At 67.1% G+C, this 14,359-nt stretch carries 16 protein-coding genes and 2 pseudogenes; 13 read left to right on the top strand and 5 right to left on the bottom strand.

Annotated elements, in window-relative coordinates:
• Positions 1–20: 20 nt before the first annotated feature.
• From DR_RS05515 to DR_RS16725, 7 genes and pseudogenes are all read left to right on the top strand, one after another.
• Positions 21–452, top strand: a complete 432-nt coding sequence (locus tag DR_RS05515) for a hypothetical protein (protein WP_010887712.1) — start codon at positions 21–23, stop codon at positions 450–452.
• Positions 453–478: 26 nt separating this feature from the next.
• Positions 479–1,315 (top strand): 3-hydroxyacyl-CoA dehydrogenase family protein, encoded by an 837-nt coding sequence (locus DR_RS05510; RefSeq protein ID WP_010887711.1) that lies wholly within the window; start codon positions 479–481, stop codon positions 1,313–1,315.
• Between the two features lie 178 nt (positions 1,316–1,493).
• The gene (locus DR_RS05505; RefSeq protein WP_010887710.1) at positions 1,494–1,730 is read left to right on the top strand and encodes a WGxxGxxG family protein; all 237 of its coding nucleotides are present in this window, start codon (positions 1,494–1,496) and stop codon (positions 1,728–1,730) included.
• Between the two features lie 145 nt (positions 1,731–1,875).
• Entirely contained in the window at positions 1,876–2,082 is a 207-nt protein-coding gene (locus DR_RS05500) for a DUF4177 domain-containing protein (RefSeq protein ID WP_027479635.1), read from the top strand.
• Positions 2,083–2,180: 98 nt separating this feature from the next.
• The gene (locus DR_RS05495; protein ID WP_010887708.1) at positions 2,181–2,750 is read left to right on the top strand and encodes a DinB family protein; all 570 of its coding nucleotides are present in this window, start codon (positions 2,181–2,183) and stop codon (positions 2,748–2,750) included.
• A pseudogene (locus tag DR_RS16730) lies at positions 2,747–3,115 on the top strand (hydrolase); the annotation flags it as partial. The gene DR_RS05495 and the pseudogene DR_RS16730, both read left to right, overlap by 4 nt.
• 112 nt (positions 3,116–3,227) lie before the next feature.
• Positions 3,228–3,497: a hypothetical protein gene (locus DR_RS16725; protein WP_234944698.1), complete on the top strand. Its 270-nt coding sequence runs from the start codon at positions 3,228–3,230 to the stop codon at positions 3,495–3,497.
• Positions 3,498–3,578: 81 nt separating this feature from the next.
• Here the strand turns inward: DR_RS16725 and DR_RS05485 are convergent, their stop codons facing one another.
• Positions 3,579–4,604, bottom strand: coding sequence for a peptidylprolyl isomerase (locus DR_RS05485; RefSeq protein WP_034349607.1), 1,026 nt, complete (start codon positions 4,602–4,604; stop codon positions 3,579–3,581).
• A 109-nt stretch (positions 4,605–4,713) separates the two neighbouring features.
• On the opposite strand from DR_RS05485, the gene DR_RS05480 reads away from it, so the two are divergent.
• Together DR_RS05480 and DR_RS16720 are read left to right on the top strand one after the other, a co-directional pair.
• Positions 4,714–5,787 (top strand): lipid II:glycine glycyltransferase FemX, encoded by a 1,074-nt coding sequence (locus DR_RS05480; RefSeq protein WP_027479637.1) that lies wholly within the window; start codon positions 4,714–4,716, stop codon positions 5,785–5,787.
• Between the two features lie 70 nt (positions 5,788–5,857).
• Positions 5,858–6,514 carry a hypothetical protein gene (locus DR_RS16720; RefSeq protein WP_234944683.1) on the top strand — a complete coding sequence of 219 codons (657 nt, stop codon included), beginning with the start codon at positions 5,858–5,860 and terminating at the stop codon, positions 6,512–6,514.
• Here the strand turns inward: DR_RS16720 and DR_RS05470 are convergent.
• The 3 genes and pseudogenes from DR_RS05470 to DR_RS05460 form a co-directional block, all read right to left on the bottom strand.
• Positions 6,457–7,446 carry an NADPH:quinone oxidoreductase family protein gene (locus tag DR_RS05470; protein ID WP_027479639.1) on the bottom strand — a complete coding sequence of 330 codons (990 nt, stop codon included), beginning with the start codon at positions 7,444–7,446 and terminating at the stop codon, positions 6,457–6,459. The two genes, DR_RS16720 and DR_RS05470, sit on opposite strands and share 58 nt — an antisense overlap.
• A gap of 43 nt (positions 7,447–7,489) precedes the next feature.
• Positions 7,490–8,456: pseudogene (meaB, locus tag DR_RS05465) on the bottom strand (methylmalonyl Co-A mutase-associated GTPase MeaB).
• Between the two features lie 150 nt (positions 8,457–8,606).
• Positions 8,607–9,209, bottom strand: a complete 603-nt coding sequence (locus DR_RS05460; protein ID WP_010887702.1) for an HD domain-containing protein — start codon at positions 9,207–9,209, stop codon at positions 8,607–8,609.
• Between the two features lie 104 nt (positions 9,210–9,313).
• On the opposite strand from DR_RS05460, the gene DR_RS05455 reads away from it, so the two are divergent.
• The 4 genes from DR_RS05455 to aspS all read left to right on the top strand — a co-directional run bounded on the left by DR_RS05455 (position 9,314) and on the right by aspS (position 14,084).
• On the top strand, positions 9,314–10,210 hold the full coding sequence (locus tag DR_RS05455; RefSeq protein WP_010887701.1) for a GNAT family N-acetyltransferase: 897 nt from the start codon (positions 9,314–9,316) through the stop codon (positions 10,208–10,210).
• A gap of 64 nt (positions 10,211–10,274) precedes the next feature.
• Complete coding sequence (locus tag DR_RS05450; protein WP_034349608.1) at positions 10,275–11,267, top strand: GNAT family N-acetyltransferase; 993 nt, start codon at positions 10,275–10,277, stop codon at positions 11,265–11,267.
• A gap of 25 nt (positions 11,268–11,292) precedes the next feature.
• Positions 11,293–12,576: an MFS transporter gene (locus DR_RS05445; protein WP_051618783.1), complete on the top strand. Its 1,284-nt coding sequence runs from the start codon at positions 11,293–11,295 to the stop codon at positions 12,574–12,576.
• A gap of 200 nt (positions 12,577–12,776) precedes the next feature.
• On the top strand, positions 12,777–14,084 hold the full coding sequence (gene aspS, locus DR_RS05440) for an aspartate--tRNA(Asn) ligase (protein ID WP_010887698.1): 1,308 nt from the start codon (positions 12,777–12,779) through the stop codon (positions 14,082–14,084).
• A 63-nt stretch (positions 14,085–14,147) separates the two neighbouring features.
• Here the strand turns inward: aspS and DR_RS05435 are convergent, their stop codons facing one another.
• Positions 14,148–14,342: a YgaP family membrane protein gene (locus DR_RS05435; protein WP_027479642.1), complete on the bottom strand. Its 195-nt coding sequence runs from the start codon at positions 14,340–14,342 to the stop codon at positions 14,148–14,150.
• Between the last annotated feature and the right edge of the window lie 17 nt (positions 14,343–14,359).

Here is a 14,359-nt window from a genome sequence, read left to right as displayed (position 1 = left end):
GTGCCGCTGGTAGAGTCACCATGACCTACGCCGAGCAGCGTGACGATCTCGTGTGGGCTTATGCCGCGCTCCTGAGCCTGCTGTGTGCCGCTGTGGTCTGGGGTCAGGCGTCCGCCGAGCAGAGGACCGGGATAGCCGTCATGCTGATGCTGCTCGGCGCGGTCACGTTGGTCATGAGTTGGCTGAGCGTCCGCCTGACTGCCGACGAACTGCGCGTCAGCCTCGGCGCGGGCCTGTTCACCCGGCGAATTCCTCGTGGGGCGATTGCGGGCGTTCGCGTGGTGCCGGCCCCGTCGCCCCTCGGCGTGGGGGTGCGCCTGCTGAGCGACGGCTGGCTCTACTCGCTGCGCCCGCAGGCAGAATATGTGGAAGTCCGCCTCAGCGACGGCTCCCGGCTGGTCATCGGCACACGGGAAGCACGGAAGCTGGCAGACCAAATCGGCAGAGCGTAGGAATTCAACATTTCAAAGGAGCAACCATGAAGTTCGGAGTCATCGGAGCAGGACAGATGGGCGGCGGCATCGCGCAGGTGGCGGCGCAAAGCGGATTCGACGTGGTGGTCCACGACCAGAAGCAAGAGTTTCTGGACCGGGGCAAAGGCGTCATCGAAAAGAGCCTCGGCAAACTGCACGAGAAGGGCAAGCTGACGGACGCGCCCGAAACGGTGCTGGGCCGCATCCATTTCACCACCGACTTGCAGGACTTTGCCGACTGCGACCTCGTGGTGGAAGCGATTGTCGAGAACCAGCAAATTAAAAACGACCTGTTCAAACAGCTCGGCCAGATCGTCAAGCCGGAAGGCATCCTGGCGAGCAACACCAGCTCCATTCCGATTACCGCGCTGGCGACGGCTTCGGGCCGCCCGGCGCAGTTCATCGGGATGCACTTCATGAACCCGGTGCCGCTGATGCAACTCGTGGAAGTCATTCGCGGCTACCAGACCAGCGACGAAACCGCCCGCATCGTGACCGAAACGGCAGAAAAGTTGGGCAAGACGCCGCTCTCGTGCAACGATTTCCCCGGCTTCGTGTCCAACCGCATCCTGATGCCGATGCTCAACGAGGCCATTCAGTGCGTGATGGAAGGCGTGGCCGAGCCCGAAGCCATTGACGGCATCATGAAACTGGGCATGAATCACCCGATGGGGCCGCTGACGCTGGCGGATTTTATCGGCCTCGACACCTGCCTCGCCATCATGGAAGTGCTGCACCAGGGCCTCGGGGACGACAAATACCGCCCGTCTCCCCTGCTCCGCAAGATGGTGCAGGCGGGGCTGCTCGGGCGCAAGAGCGGCGAGGGCTTTTACAAGTACTGAGCCCCGGCTGCGTTCGAGCTGCCTGGAAAGGGTCCGCCTCCTCCCCTGGGGGCGGCTTTTTTGTGCCTGCCACTCGCCTGGCACCCAGCGCAGATGAGACGGACACAAATGTCAGACCCATGACCGTCTAAAGGCTCCATCAAGGACAAGCGGCGGCGCAGCCGTCAAACTGCGGAGCATGAAACTGCTCAAGACCGTTGCCGTCGTCGCCGCCCTCGCGCTGCCTGTCGCGGCGTCCGCCCAGGACACCAACAACACCACCGGCACGACCCAGACCACCACCACGACCACCACCGAGAAGCGCGGCTTCGACTGGGGCTGGCTCGGTCTGCTGGGTCTCGCCGGTCTGCTGGGCCTGGGCCGTCAGCAGCCCGCCCCGACCGTGCACACCACCACGACCACCACCCGCCGCTAAGACCTGCTTAGAAGCTTTCCCCGCCTGCCTGGGCGGGGTTTTTTGTGGTCGCTGGCACGGCTTCGTACTTTTGAGAACTTCATGAAGGGTCTGGAGGACACCGTCAAGAGCGAACACTGCCGGGCAGGTGCACACTGTCCACAAGATGAAACGCTACGAGTACGTCACGTTTTCATTTCCCCCGCAGCCGCCGTTTCCCATCGTCATCAACCACACCGAGCTGCAACAGGTGCTGTGCGAATGGGGCGAGCAGGGCTGGGAAGTGGCGAGTGCGACCACCACCAGCCACCGCTGGGGCAAAACCCGTGAAGTGCTGGTGGTCATCAAACGCGAGCTGGTAGGCCGCGAATAATCGCCTGTGTCCCAGTAGTGTGGCTGTCGAAGAACGGCGCAGGCGAATCGAGACGCCTGGGCGCCAATCTGTAAGCACCAACCCGACAAGGAGACCAGATGCCGACCTTCAATCCCGAACTTCACGCGCAGACCCTGAACAGCGAGCGGGCTTATTTTGTGCAGCCGGACGCCGACCCCGCCTTCACGCCTCACATCGGCGCCCTGGTGGAGATGCTGACCTACGCCCGGCTGACCACCCTGCAAGCAGTGGAAGGCTTGCCGGAGGACCAGTTGTGGGCCACGGCTCCCGGCTTCGCCAATTCCATCGGGACGCTGCTCGCTCACATCGCGGCGGTGGAGCGCGTCTACCACGTCCTGTCGTTTCAGGGCCGCGACGTGACGCCCGAAGACGACGGCGCCGCGTACTGGGGCCTGACGATGGGGAAAGAAGGCACCGCTCCGGCTCGGCTGCCAACCCTGGACGAGTTGCGGGCTGAGCTTGCCGACGCCCGCGCCGAGACGCTGCGGGTCTTTGCCGCAAAAGACGACGCCTGGCTGGCCGAGCCGCTGGGGCCAGGCTGGGCGAACCAGCACTGGGCCTGGTTTCACGTGATGGAAGATGAGGTGAACCACCGGGGGCAACTGCGGCTGCTGCGGCAGGTGCTCGCGCCAGAGGAGGGAGGATGAACACGACCGACCACGCCACGCCGCTGACGGAAGGCCATCCCTACCGCGTCGAGCGGGCGGTGCTCGCGGGCGTCCCATGTCTCCTTGAACTGCCGCCGAAAGACAGCGACGTGCGCGGCGTCTGCCTCGTCTACCACGGGGCCTGGGCCGCCAAGGAAGGCAAACTCGGGGTGTACTCTGCGCTGACGACACACGGGATTGCGGTGGTCATCCCCGACGCCGCGTTGCACGGTGAGCGACAGGGGGACACGCCGCCAGGGCTTAATGCCCGCGAATATGTCTGGGACAGCGTGCGCCGGACGGTGGTCGAGGCTCCAGCGCTGCTGGACGCGCTGGCGGGGCGCTTCGGTGCGGGGCCGGTGCTGGCGGTGGGCTCAAGCATGGGCGGGTACGTGGTGCAGACGCTGCTGCAAACCGAGCCGCGCCTGACCCGCGCCCGCTGCGCTCATCACCTCGGGTGTCTGGCAGGAACCGCAGGTGCGGGCGCCGGAGCTGCGGGCGTTTCTGGAAGCGCACCGGCCCCTGACCCACGCCTGGCGCGCGGCCCCCACGCCACTGCTGATCGCGAGCGGGGAGGAAGACCCGGTGTTTTCGCTCGTCGCGCACCATCAGCCGACGGCGGCGGCCTACCGCGAAGCCTACGCGGACGCGACGGGCGCTTTCGAGGAACAGAATTTTCCCGGCGTCGCCCACTACACCAGCGTGGGCCTGCGCGACGCGGCGCTGGCGTTCTTGTTGGGGAAATAGGTTGCTGGAGGAATAGGTTGCTGCGCGAATAAGAAAACCGCCGCCAGGAAAGCTGCCCGGCGGCGGTTTTCTTGAGCTGGTTTACTTGCCAGCGGGCGCGGCGACCTTCACCACATCGGGGAACGTTTCCACCTTGATGCGGGCAATCTGGGCGTCGAGGTACTTCTGGGCGGCTTCACGCGAAAGCTGCTCGCGGATGAGGGGGGCGGCCTCGGTGAGCGGCAGGAGTCCTGCGGCGCTGCGGCGGCTGACCGTCAGGACGTGCCAGCCGTACTCGGTCTGCACGACCTGGGGCTGGTTCAGCGGGCCGGAAAAGCTCGCCTTGTCGAAGGCGGCCACGGTGTCGCCGGGCGCGATGCAGCCGAGGTCGCCTCCCTCAGCGGCGCTGCCGGGATCCTGGCTCTTGGCCTTGGCGACGGCGGCGAAGTCCTTGCCCGCGCTGAGGTCGGTGACGATGGTCTTCGCCTCGGCTTCAGTGGCGACCAGGATGTGCTTGACACAGGCTTCGGCGTCACGCGTGAAGGCGTCGCGGTGCAGGTTGTAGTACCCGTTCACGATGGCGTCGCCAAAAGTGAAGCGCTTTTGCACACTCTGGAGGTAAGGCGCGATGACCGCCTGACGCTCCAGACCCGCGCGCAGGTCGTCGGCGCTGCCGTAGCCGGTCTGGGTCAGCGCCTGCTGAAAGTCGGCGTCGCTGCCGAACCCGGCGCGGGCCTGGGCGAGCTGGGCGTCGATGGCTGCCGCGTCGGGCTTCACGCTGGCACGGGCGAGCTGGGTCAGCGCCTGCTCGCGCACGAACTGCTTGAGGTACTCGGGACGGCTGGAGGCGAACTCGGCCAGCAGGTCGTCGCTCAGCGGCAGTCCTTGGGCGTTGACGACCCCGGCGACGGCCACGCGGAAGGAGCGGTCAAAATCGGCGAGCGTCAAGGTCTGGTTGCCCACGCGGGCCACCACGGCGTCGGGCGACTGGGTGGTCGAAGGCTGAGCTGCGGGTTGCGTGGAAGTCGCCGGGGTCGTTGCAGGTTGCGGGGCCGGCGTCGGCTGGCTCGTCTGGGCCAGGGCCGCGCCGCCCGTGAGAAGCGCCAGGGTCAGGACAAGGTTTTTCATGGGGGGCACTCTAGAGCATTTGTCAAAAGCGCGGACGGTCAGCGGCGGTCAATCGGCAGCGGGCAATCGGCAGCGGGCACCGTGCCCCGCCCCTGCTACAATCCCCCCCGTGCGCCTGACGTTGCAAGCCATCACCGACCCCCACGCCTACGACAAGGTTGTGAGCGAAATGCCCATCACCTCGGCCCTCCAGGGCTGGGGCTACGGCGAGGCGCGGCGGGTGCTGGGCCAGGTGCCCATGCGCTACCTCATCAAAGACGGCGAGCGGACGGTGGGCGCGGTGCAGCTCCTCCGCAAGCGGCTGGTGCCGGGGCTGAGCACCCTCTACGCGCCGCGCGGCCCGGCCATCGAGTCGCTCGAACTGCTGCCCGCTTTTGCTGACGCCGTGCGCAAAGTCGCCAAGCCGACCGACGTGCTGCTAAAAATCGAGCCGCCCTACCCTTACCTAGCCGGGGAAAACGACCACGGCGAGTCGCTGCCCGCCGCTTTCGGCCCGTTCCGGCGCAGTGAAACCGAGCAGCCCGAACACACCATCGTGGCCGACCTGCGCCGCAGCGAGGACGACCTGTTTTCCGGCCTGCACTCCATGGCCCGGCGCAACGTCCGTACCGCCCAGAAACTCGGCGTGGTGGCGGGCCGCGACGACGACTTCGAGGCGTTCTGGGAGATTTTTACCGCCACCAACGAGCGCGCCAAGCTCGGCGCCTTTCCCCGTGAGTACTACGAAACCATGCTGCGCGAGGCCAATGCCTACGGCGGCGAGGCGTACATCGTGCTCTCGCGTTATCAGGGCAAGGCGCTGGCGGGCGGCTTTTTCGTGGCGATGGGCAAGGGCACCTATTACCTCTTCGGCGGCAGCGTGCGCGATGACCGGGTGGGCGAAGACGGCCAGCCGCTCAAGGACGCCAAGGCCCCCGACGCCTTTTACTGGAACGCGATGCTCGACGCGCAGAAACGCGGCTACGAGTTCTTCGACTTCTGGGGCATTCCCCGCGTGCTCGACGAGAGCAAGCACAGCTACGGCGTGTTCAAGATGAAGCTGAAATTCAGCGAGCAGCGGGTGTGGTACCCGGCCTACGAACTGCCGCTCAGCCCGCTCGCGCCGCTGGTCAATAGGGCATTGCGCCGCCGCAAAGACCAGAACAATATGCGTAAGCGCGGCACGACGGACGACGTGCTGTAACGCGGGATATCTGCCGAGCATAAGCAAACCGTTTGCCCCCTGACCGCCCGGTAACCGTTAAGCTGACCGCATGGCGACTGTCTATGTCATCCTGCTGACCCTGCACAACCTCAACCGCTGGCTGGTGCTGATCTTTGGCATCTGGGCGCTGCTGCAAAACGTGCCGGGCCTGAACGGTTCGCGGCCCTTTACCCCCGCCGAGCGCCGCCCGGTGGGCATGTTCATGGGCAGCGTGCACCTGCAACTGCTGCTGGGGCTGCTGCTGTTCGCGTACCTCGGCATGAACAAGGTGCCGGTCTTTGCCAGCGCCCCGCGCGCGAGCTTCCAGTGGGAACACCTGGCCCTGGGGGTGCTGGCCGCCGTGTTCGCCACACTTGCCAGCGTGCAAAGCCGCAAGGCCGCCACCGACCAGGGCAAGTACCGCGCCGCCGCGCTGTGGACGGCGCTGTCGCTGGTGGTCGCGCTGGCGGGGATTCCCTGGTGGCGTCCGCTGTGCGCTTTTTCAACCTCTGAGGCATTTAAAAGACACCCTCACCCCTTGCGTCGCAAGGCCCTCTCCCATCAAGGTAGAGGGTCAACGACAGCCCAGATCATTCTGTCAAATGCTCTAAGGGAGGGAAAAAGGGGCGGGCCTGGAAGTTTCCACGGCCCGCCCCCTTTTTGCCAGCTTCAGCGCTGCGGCTCGATCACGACTTTGCCGGTCGTCTTGCGGTCCAGGATGTCCTGAAAGGCGCGCGAGCTGTCGGCGAGGCCGTAGCTGGGGCCGACCTGCGGCACGACCTTGCCGCTGGCGATCAGCGGGGCGAGACCCTGGGAAGCGGCGGCGGAGACTTCGGCGTCGAGCATCAGCGAGGTGAGCCACAGCCCGATTACGCTGACGTTGCGCTTCATCAGGGCGGCGGGGTTCATGCTCACTTCCTCGCGGCTGGCGTTGCCGATGAAGATGATGCGGCCAAGCGGCGCAACCATCTTCAAGCTTTCGTCGAAGCGCGAGCCCCCCACGACTTCGAGCAGCAGGGGCACGCCCTTGCCGCCCGCTGCGTCACGGACTTTCTGCACGCGGTCGGGGTCGTCCTGCAAAATCGTCACGTCGGCGCCGAGGTTGCGGGCGAGTTGCAGTTTTTCCTCGGTGCTGGCGAGGGCAATCACGTTCATGCCGAGCGCCTTGGCGAGCTGCACCGACGCCGTGCCCAGCGCCCCTGCTGCCGCCTGCACCAGCACCCATTCGCCCGCTTCGCCGCGCCCCAGAGTTTTGAGCGCGTGGTAGGCGGTCATGAACGACACCGGAAACGCCGCCGCCTGCGCGGGGGTAAACGACTCGGGCACCGGCACCACGCCCGCCGCCGGGACCGCCGCGTACTCGGCGAGGCCGCCCGTGCCGCCGAGGGCCGCGACGCGCTGGCCGACCTGCACGTTCGTGACCCCTTCGCCGAGTTCGACGACCGTGCCGGCGAGTTCCATGCCGGGCACGTAGGGCACCTTGGTCGCCGTCAGGTACTGTCCGCCCACGCTCAGGGCGTCGGCAAAGTTCACGCCGACCGCTTCGACTCTCAGCAGCACCTGCCCGGCGCGGGGGGCGGGGCGGGGGACTTCGCGCAGTTCCATTACGTCGGGCGTGCCAATGCGCTCGACCACAATAGCCTTCATCGTTTCAGACATAGGGGGAAGATAGCGGGCCGCCAGGGAACAGGGGGCGGGCCGTCTACGTCTGGGGACTGACGGCCTCGCCCACCGCTGCCACCGCCGCCTTTTCGCCGCGCTCGACTTGCGCCCGCAGTTCGCGCACCGCGCCGGGTCTTGCTCACTCAGGAAGGCCCGCCACACCGCCTCGCGCACAGGTCGTCGAACCACACGGCGGTCTGGGCGCGGCGTTTGGCGGCGAGGTCCACCGTTTCCGCGTACTCCTGCACTTTGGCCCACAGCTCGGGAATGCCTTCGCCCGTGACCGCCGAGGCCCGCAGCGCGGCGGGGCGCCAGGGAGCGTCGTGGGGGGTCAGCAGCGTGAGGGCCGAGCGCAACTCGGTCTGGGCGCGAATGGCGGCTCTGGGGTTGGTGTCGGCCTTGTTCACCACGCACAGGTCGGCGAGTTCCATGATGCCGCGCTTGATGCCCTGAAGCTCGTCGCCCGCACCGTGCAGGGTAAGCAGCACGAAAAGGTCGGTCATGCCCGCCACCTGCGTCTCGGACTGGCCGACGCCCACCGTTTCTATGAGCAACACGTCGTAGCCCGCCGCCTCGCAGAGCGTGATGGTTTCTCGGGTACGCCGCGCCACGCCGCCGAGGGTGCCGCCCGACGGACTGGGGCGAATAAAGGCGCCCTCGTGCACAGTAAGCCGGGGCATGCGCGTCTTATCGCCCATGATGCTGCCGCCGGTGCGCTGGCTCGACGGGTCCACCGCCAGCACCGCCACCCGGTGCCCAGCGTCTGCCAGAAACAGACCCAAAGCCTCAATCAGCGTGCTTTTGCCTACTCCCGGCACTCCCGTCAGACCGACGCGCAGCGACCTGCCGGCGTGGGGCAGCAGCTCGGTCAGCAAAGCCTGCGCCTCCTGCTCGTGGGCGGGGCGACGGGACTCGACGAGCGTAATCGCCTTCGCCAGGGCGCGGCGCGACCCCGAGAGCAGCGGCGCGGCGAGCGGGTGAGAGGCGGGGGGCGGGGTAGCGGACATGGGAGGAGGATAAGTCATACGAATTGCGGTTGAATCGCTCAGTTTGAGCGATGAAACCGGAGCGGAGCGAGTGGCAAAAAATACGTGCTGTGGGAAATGGACTCCAATCCGGCGCTTTTCCGGGTTTTAGGGAATTGGACGCAGCACGTATCAGGCGAGGAGCCGTTCACAAAGACCCGGCAGCAGGCGGTAGATGTTGACGCCGCACGCCTCGTCGAAGTGGCTCTTGAGGTTAAGGAGCGCCCGCCATTTCTCTGGCGTCGTTTCATTGACGCTGTAGCGCAGGGCCACGTCCACCACCCTTTCCTGCACGGTGCAAAAGCCGTCGGCGAGGGCCAGGGCGTCACACAGTTGCAGCAGGCTGTCTTCTTCCGTTTGCTGGGCCTCATCCAGGGCGACCCGCAGCCGCTCCCACTCGGCGGGGGTGCCGTCCCACTCGCCTTGCAGGGTGTCGAGCGAAGGGATGACAAAGCTGTGGGTCAACGCGACCCGCGCCGCATCCGCATATCCGAGCGCGAGAAGCTGCTCGTAGCCGTCCAGAATGTGCCGGTCCTTGTTCGGTCCGGTTCGGCGCCCGATGTCGTGCAGCAGCCCCAGCGTGTGCGCCCGCGCAGGGTCGAGGTCGGGGTGATGCTCGGCAATCCGTTGCGCCGCCAGCGCCACATTCCGTGAGTGGGCGACCCAGGCCCCGGCGTTGCAAGTCGCGGCTTCCAGCAAGAGGGCTTCGGCGGCCTCGGGGGTGGGAAAAGGCATGAGGACAGGATGCCTGAAACGTTCGGCCCAGGGGTCGCTGCCAAACGCGGTGCTCCGCCATTCGGCGTAAGCGCGGCGCCTACTCCCAGTGCGAGCATGTCACCATGACGCCATTCACCCTTCGCCCCGCCACCGACGCCGACATTCCCGCGATGGCGGCGATTCAGACGGCGCTGAACCCCAACCATCCGATGACCGCCGAGACTTTTGCCCGCGAGATGCAGGAGGCGCGCGACCACCCGCTGGGGCTGCACGAGGCGTACTGGGTGGCCGAACTCGGCGGCGAGACTCTGGCCTACGCGAGTGTCATTCAGTACGCGGGCCTGTTCCACCCCGACCGCTATCACGCCGAGGTGCAGGTGCTGGAACGCGGGCGCGGGCAGGGCCTCGGCACGGCGCTGGCAGAGACACTGCGGGCACACCTGACGGAACGCGGCGCCCGCGAAGTGCTGTCCGGGATGTACGAGGACGACCCCGCCGCCCGCTGCGGGCTGCTGCGGCGCTGCGGGTTGGAGGAGGTGCAGCGGTACTTTGACAGCCACCTTGACCTGACCGCGTTTGATTTCGGCGCGTGGTCGGCGCCGCTTCCCGCTGGTGTGCGTGTGGCCTCCTATGCTGACTTGCGAGCCGAACAGGGGGAGGACGCCGCGCTGAGCACCTATTACGACGTGTACTGCGCCACCGTTCCCGACGTGCCCGCCCCTGCGCCGCGCACGCTGCCCGACCTCGAACAGTTCCGCAAACGCACCGAGGATGAGCATTTCCGGCCCGGCGGCGTCCTGTTCGCCCTGATACCGGACGGTCAGGCCGCCGCCTTCACCGAACTCAAGTCCTGGGAGGACGACCCAACCCGCCTGAGCATCGGCTTTACCGGCGTGCGGCGTGAGTGGCGGCGGCGTGGGCTGGCGCTGGCCCTGAAGGTGGCGGCGATGCGCGACGCCCACGCGCAGGGCGTCCGGCGCATCACCACCAATGCCGAGAGCGGCAACGCGCCCATGTGACGCTGAACAGGCGGCTGGGCTTTCAGAACGACGTGGGCTACGTGGAATACCGCTGGGGGAAGCTATGAACGACAGGACAGTTCACATCAGAGAAGCGACGGAAGCCGATTATCCGGCGGTCGGGGCCGTCCTCACCGCCGCGCGGCCCGGCCAGACGGTGACCGCCGAGCAACTGCGGGTCGCCGCCGAGAACACCCGCACCCACCCCAAGGGCCTGCACCTGGCGCAGTGGGTGGCCGAGCGCGGCAGTAAAATCGTGGGCTTCGCGGGTGTCACGCAGTGGGCCGGGTCGCACCAGCCCGACCGCTACAACGTCACGGTCACAGTGCCGCCGGAGCACGGGCGACGGGGTGTCGGCGCGGTGCTGGCGGCGACGGTACGCACCCATCTGAAGGAACGCGGCGCCCGCGAAGTGCTGGCCGGCGCGCGGGAGGACGAGCCGCACGCCGTCGCCTTCCTGCAAGCGCGCGGGTTCAGCGAACTGGAACGCGAGTTCACCAACGTCCTGGACTTGACCACCTGGACGTCGCAACCCGCCGACCTGCCCGCCGGATACCGCCTGCGGAGCCTGCCGGACTTCGTGGCCGACCTCGGGGAGACGCCCGCGCTGGGCGCCTTCCGCCGCACCTTCAACGAGGCCCGCGCCGACGAGCCGCGCCGCATTCCCGCGCAGCCGTACAGCCTGGACGACATTCGGGCCTACGTGCAGCACCCCACCTTCTTCCCGGACGGCCTCTGGCTGGCAGTCACGCAGGCGGGCGAGGTGGCGGCGCTCACCGAACTGTGGCGCGACCTCGCCGACCCGCACGCGCTGAACACCGGCCTGACCGGCACCGCCCGCGCGCACCGTCGCCGGGGGCTGGCGCTGGCGCTCAAACGCCACTCGCTGAACCTCGCGCACGCCCAGGGCATCCGCCGGGTCGTGACCCACAACGCGACCGCCAACGCGCCCATGCTCGCCATCAACACACGGCTGGGGTTCCAGCCCGAACCGGCGTTCATTGAGATGGTGTGGGGCGGCCTCGGGGAGCAGGTTCGGACGTTGGCACAGGACTGACGCAACTCCCTACACTGTTCCCCACATGACACTTCCTCCTGCTGCGCGGCCCGCCGCTGCCTTGCCCCATTCCCCGTTGCCCAGCCCCCCATTGCCCAGCCCCTGGGTGCTGTCGGCGTTCTGGTTCGGAACGGCCTTCCTGTGGCTGATGCTGCTGACCATCTACATGCCTGCGCATGTGGTGGGGTTCATGGGCGCGGCGCACAAGGGCACGTACCTGGGGCTGCTGGGGGCCATCGGCGCGGCGATTGCGCTGGTCGTGCCGCCGCTGGTGGGGGCGCACTCGGACAAGACGGGGCGGCGGCTGCCTTACCTGCGCCTGGGCGTGGGCATCAACGTGGCGGGGCTGGCGGTGATGGGCGCGGCGGTGGGCCTGCTCGCCGGGAGTACGGGCTTCTGGGTATACGTGCTCGGCTTCGTGCTGGTGCAGTTCGGCAACAACTACGCCACCGCGCCGTATTCGGCCCTGATTCCGCAGCTCGTGCCGCCGGAGCAGCGCGGGCGCTACAGCGGGGCGATGGGCACCTTGCAAGCGCTGGGGCAACTGCTGGGCGCGGCGGCGGGCGTCGCCATCGGCAGCCACTACGGGGCGAGCCTCCCCTTTGTGCTGATGGCGGCGCTGCTGCTCGTGGCGGCAGTTATCACTATCCGGGGGGTGGTGGAGCAGGCCGAAGCGGTGGCCCCCGCCGCGCCGGGTGAGGTGCTCCCCTGGCGCGAGCTGTTCGCCTACGCGCCGTTCAAATGGGTGTTTATCACGCGGGTGCTGTTCGCACTCGGGCAGTACAGCGTGCAGCCGTTTTTGCAGTTCTACGCAGGCGACGTGCTGCGGCAAAAAGACCCGGTGATGAGCAGTTCCCTGCTGCTCGCGTGCATCGTCATCGCGTCCATCATCTCCGCCGTGGTGGGCGGGCGGCTGAGTGACCGCATCGGGCGCAAGCCGGTCATTTATTTCGCAGGCACGGTCATGACGGTCACGGCGCTGCTGCTGCTCGTCGCGCCGAGCTTCACCTTCGCGCTGCTGCTGGCGTTTTGCTTCGGCTTGGGCTTCGGGGCGTTTACCAGCGTGGACTGGGCGCTGGGCGCCGACGCCATGCCGAGCCGCAGCAGCTACGCCCGCGACATGGGCATCTGGCACGTCGCCTTCGTCGCGCCGCAGTTCGTCAACCTGCCGATGGGCGCACTCCTCGACTGGGGCAACCGGCACGGCGACAACTTCGGGTATGTGCTCGTCTTCGGCAGCGCGGCGCTGTTTTTCCTGCTCGGCGTGGTGCTGGTCCGCAACGTACCGGAGGTGCGGAAGGCGGGGTGAGGGAGTCCGCAAACCAAATTTTTTCCTCACTCCCCCCTGCCTAGCCGCCCCCTTTGACCCCGCTGCGCTGCGGCGGCTACACTCTGCACCATGTTCGCGGCACTGAACAACGACAACGACGATTCCCGCTAGGGGACGCCTCGTCGTATGGCCGCGCCCCCGCCCACCCCGGCGGGGGTTTTTCGTTCAAGGAGAGACTCATGACCAGCCCACTCAAACGCACGCTGACCCGTGAACTGCCCCAACATGAGGGGCAGACCGTTAAACTTCAAGGCTTCGTCCACGCCCGCCGCGACCTGGGGGGCGTGCAATTTTTGGTGCTGCGCGACGTGACCGGCGTGACCCAGTGCGTGGGCAGCGGCCTGACCCTTCCCCTGGCCGAGAGCAGCGTGGAAGTCGTCGGCAAGGTCAAGGCCCACCCCAAAGCGCCCGGCGGCTTCGAGGTGCAGGTGGAAGACTTCCGCGTCATCTCGGCGGCGACCGAGGCCACCCCGGTGGAAATCCCCAAAATGGAGTGGAACGTCAACCCCGAAACGATGCTCGACTACCGCGTGGTGACGGTGCGCGGGCTCAAGGAGCGGGCGGCGCTCAAGGTGCAGGCCGAACTGGTGGACGCCTTCCGGGCGCACCTGCGCGGCGAGGGCTTTACCGAAATCAGCACGCCCAAAATCGTGTCGGCGGGCGCGGAAGGCGGGGCGAACCTCTTCCCCATCGACTATTTCGGGCACCCGGCCTACCTCGCGCAGAGCCCGCAGCTCTACAAGCAGATTATGGTCGGCGTGTTCGAGCGCGTCTTCGAAGTCGCCGCCGTCTACCGCGCCGAGGAGCACGCCACCAGCCGTCACCTCAACGAATACCTGTCGCTCGACGTGGAAATGGGCTTCATTGAGGACGAGGAAGACGTGATGGGCCTCGAGAACCGCCTGCTGGCGAGCATCATGGAGCGGCTGCGGGCCACCTCGCAGGCCGAGTTTGAGCTGCTGGGCGCGACGATTCCCGACGTGCCGGCGCACATTCCCCGCATCACGCTGATGGACGCCCGGCAACTGGTGACGGAAAAATACGGCCACCCGGTCGGCGGCAAAGACCTCGACCCCGAAGCCGAGCGCCTGCTCTCGCAGCATTTTGCCGAAACCGAGGGCAGCGACTTCGTGTTCGTGACGAAGTACCCGCGCGCCGCCCGGCCCTTCTATGCGCACCCCGAACTGAACGAGGACGGCAGCGTGAACGGTGAAGTGACGCGCGGCTTCGACCTGCTGTTCCGGGGCATCGAAATCACCTCGGGCGGGCAGCGCATCCACGACTACGGGATGCTGATGGACTCCATCGCGGCGTACAAACTCAAACCCGAATCGCTGGAGGGCTACACCGAGGTCTTCAAATACGGGATGCCCCCGCACGGCGGCTTCGCCATCGGCGCCGAGCGACTGACCGCCAAGCTGCTCGGCATCGCCAACGTGCGCTATGCCCGCGCTTTCCCGCGTGACCGGCACCGGCTGACGCCCTGAATGATCATTAAAAACCGGGAGAGCCGTGGCATACAGCCTGCGGCTCTCCCGGTTTTTGTGGACTCAGTGGTCGAGGGTATCGGTCCCTAGCGCCGAGTACGCGGGGCAGTGGGCGGTGGCCGAGGTGGTAAGCAGCGCGGCGCCCAGGCCCAGCGCAGCGAGCTTGCCGAGGCCGTGGCGGCGGGTGGCGACAATCAGCAGCCCGATGCCGACGGTGGCACGGACGAGGCGGTCAAGGTTCCCGACATTCTGGTTCATGGCCTGATTGTTGCCGG

This window comes from Deinococcus radiodurans R1 = ATCC 13939 = DSM 20539, from assembly GCF_000008565.1.
In the GTDB taxonomy this organism is placed as follows: Bacteria; Deinococcota; Deinococci; order Deinococcales; family Deinococcaceae; genus Deinococcus; species Deinococcus radiodurans.
Note: the sequence above shows the minus strand (reverse complement) of the source record. Positions and strands in the feature narration are given on the sequence as shown.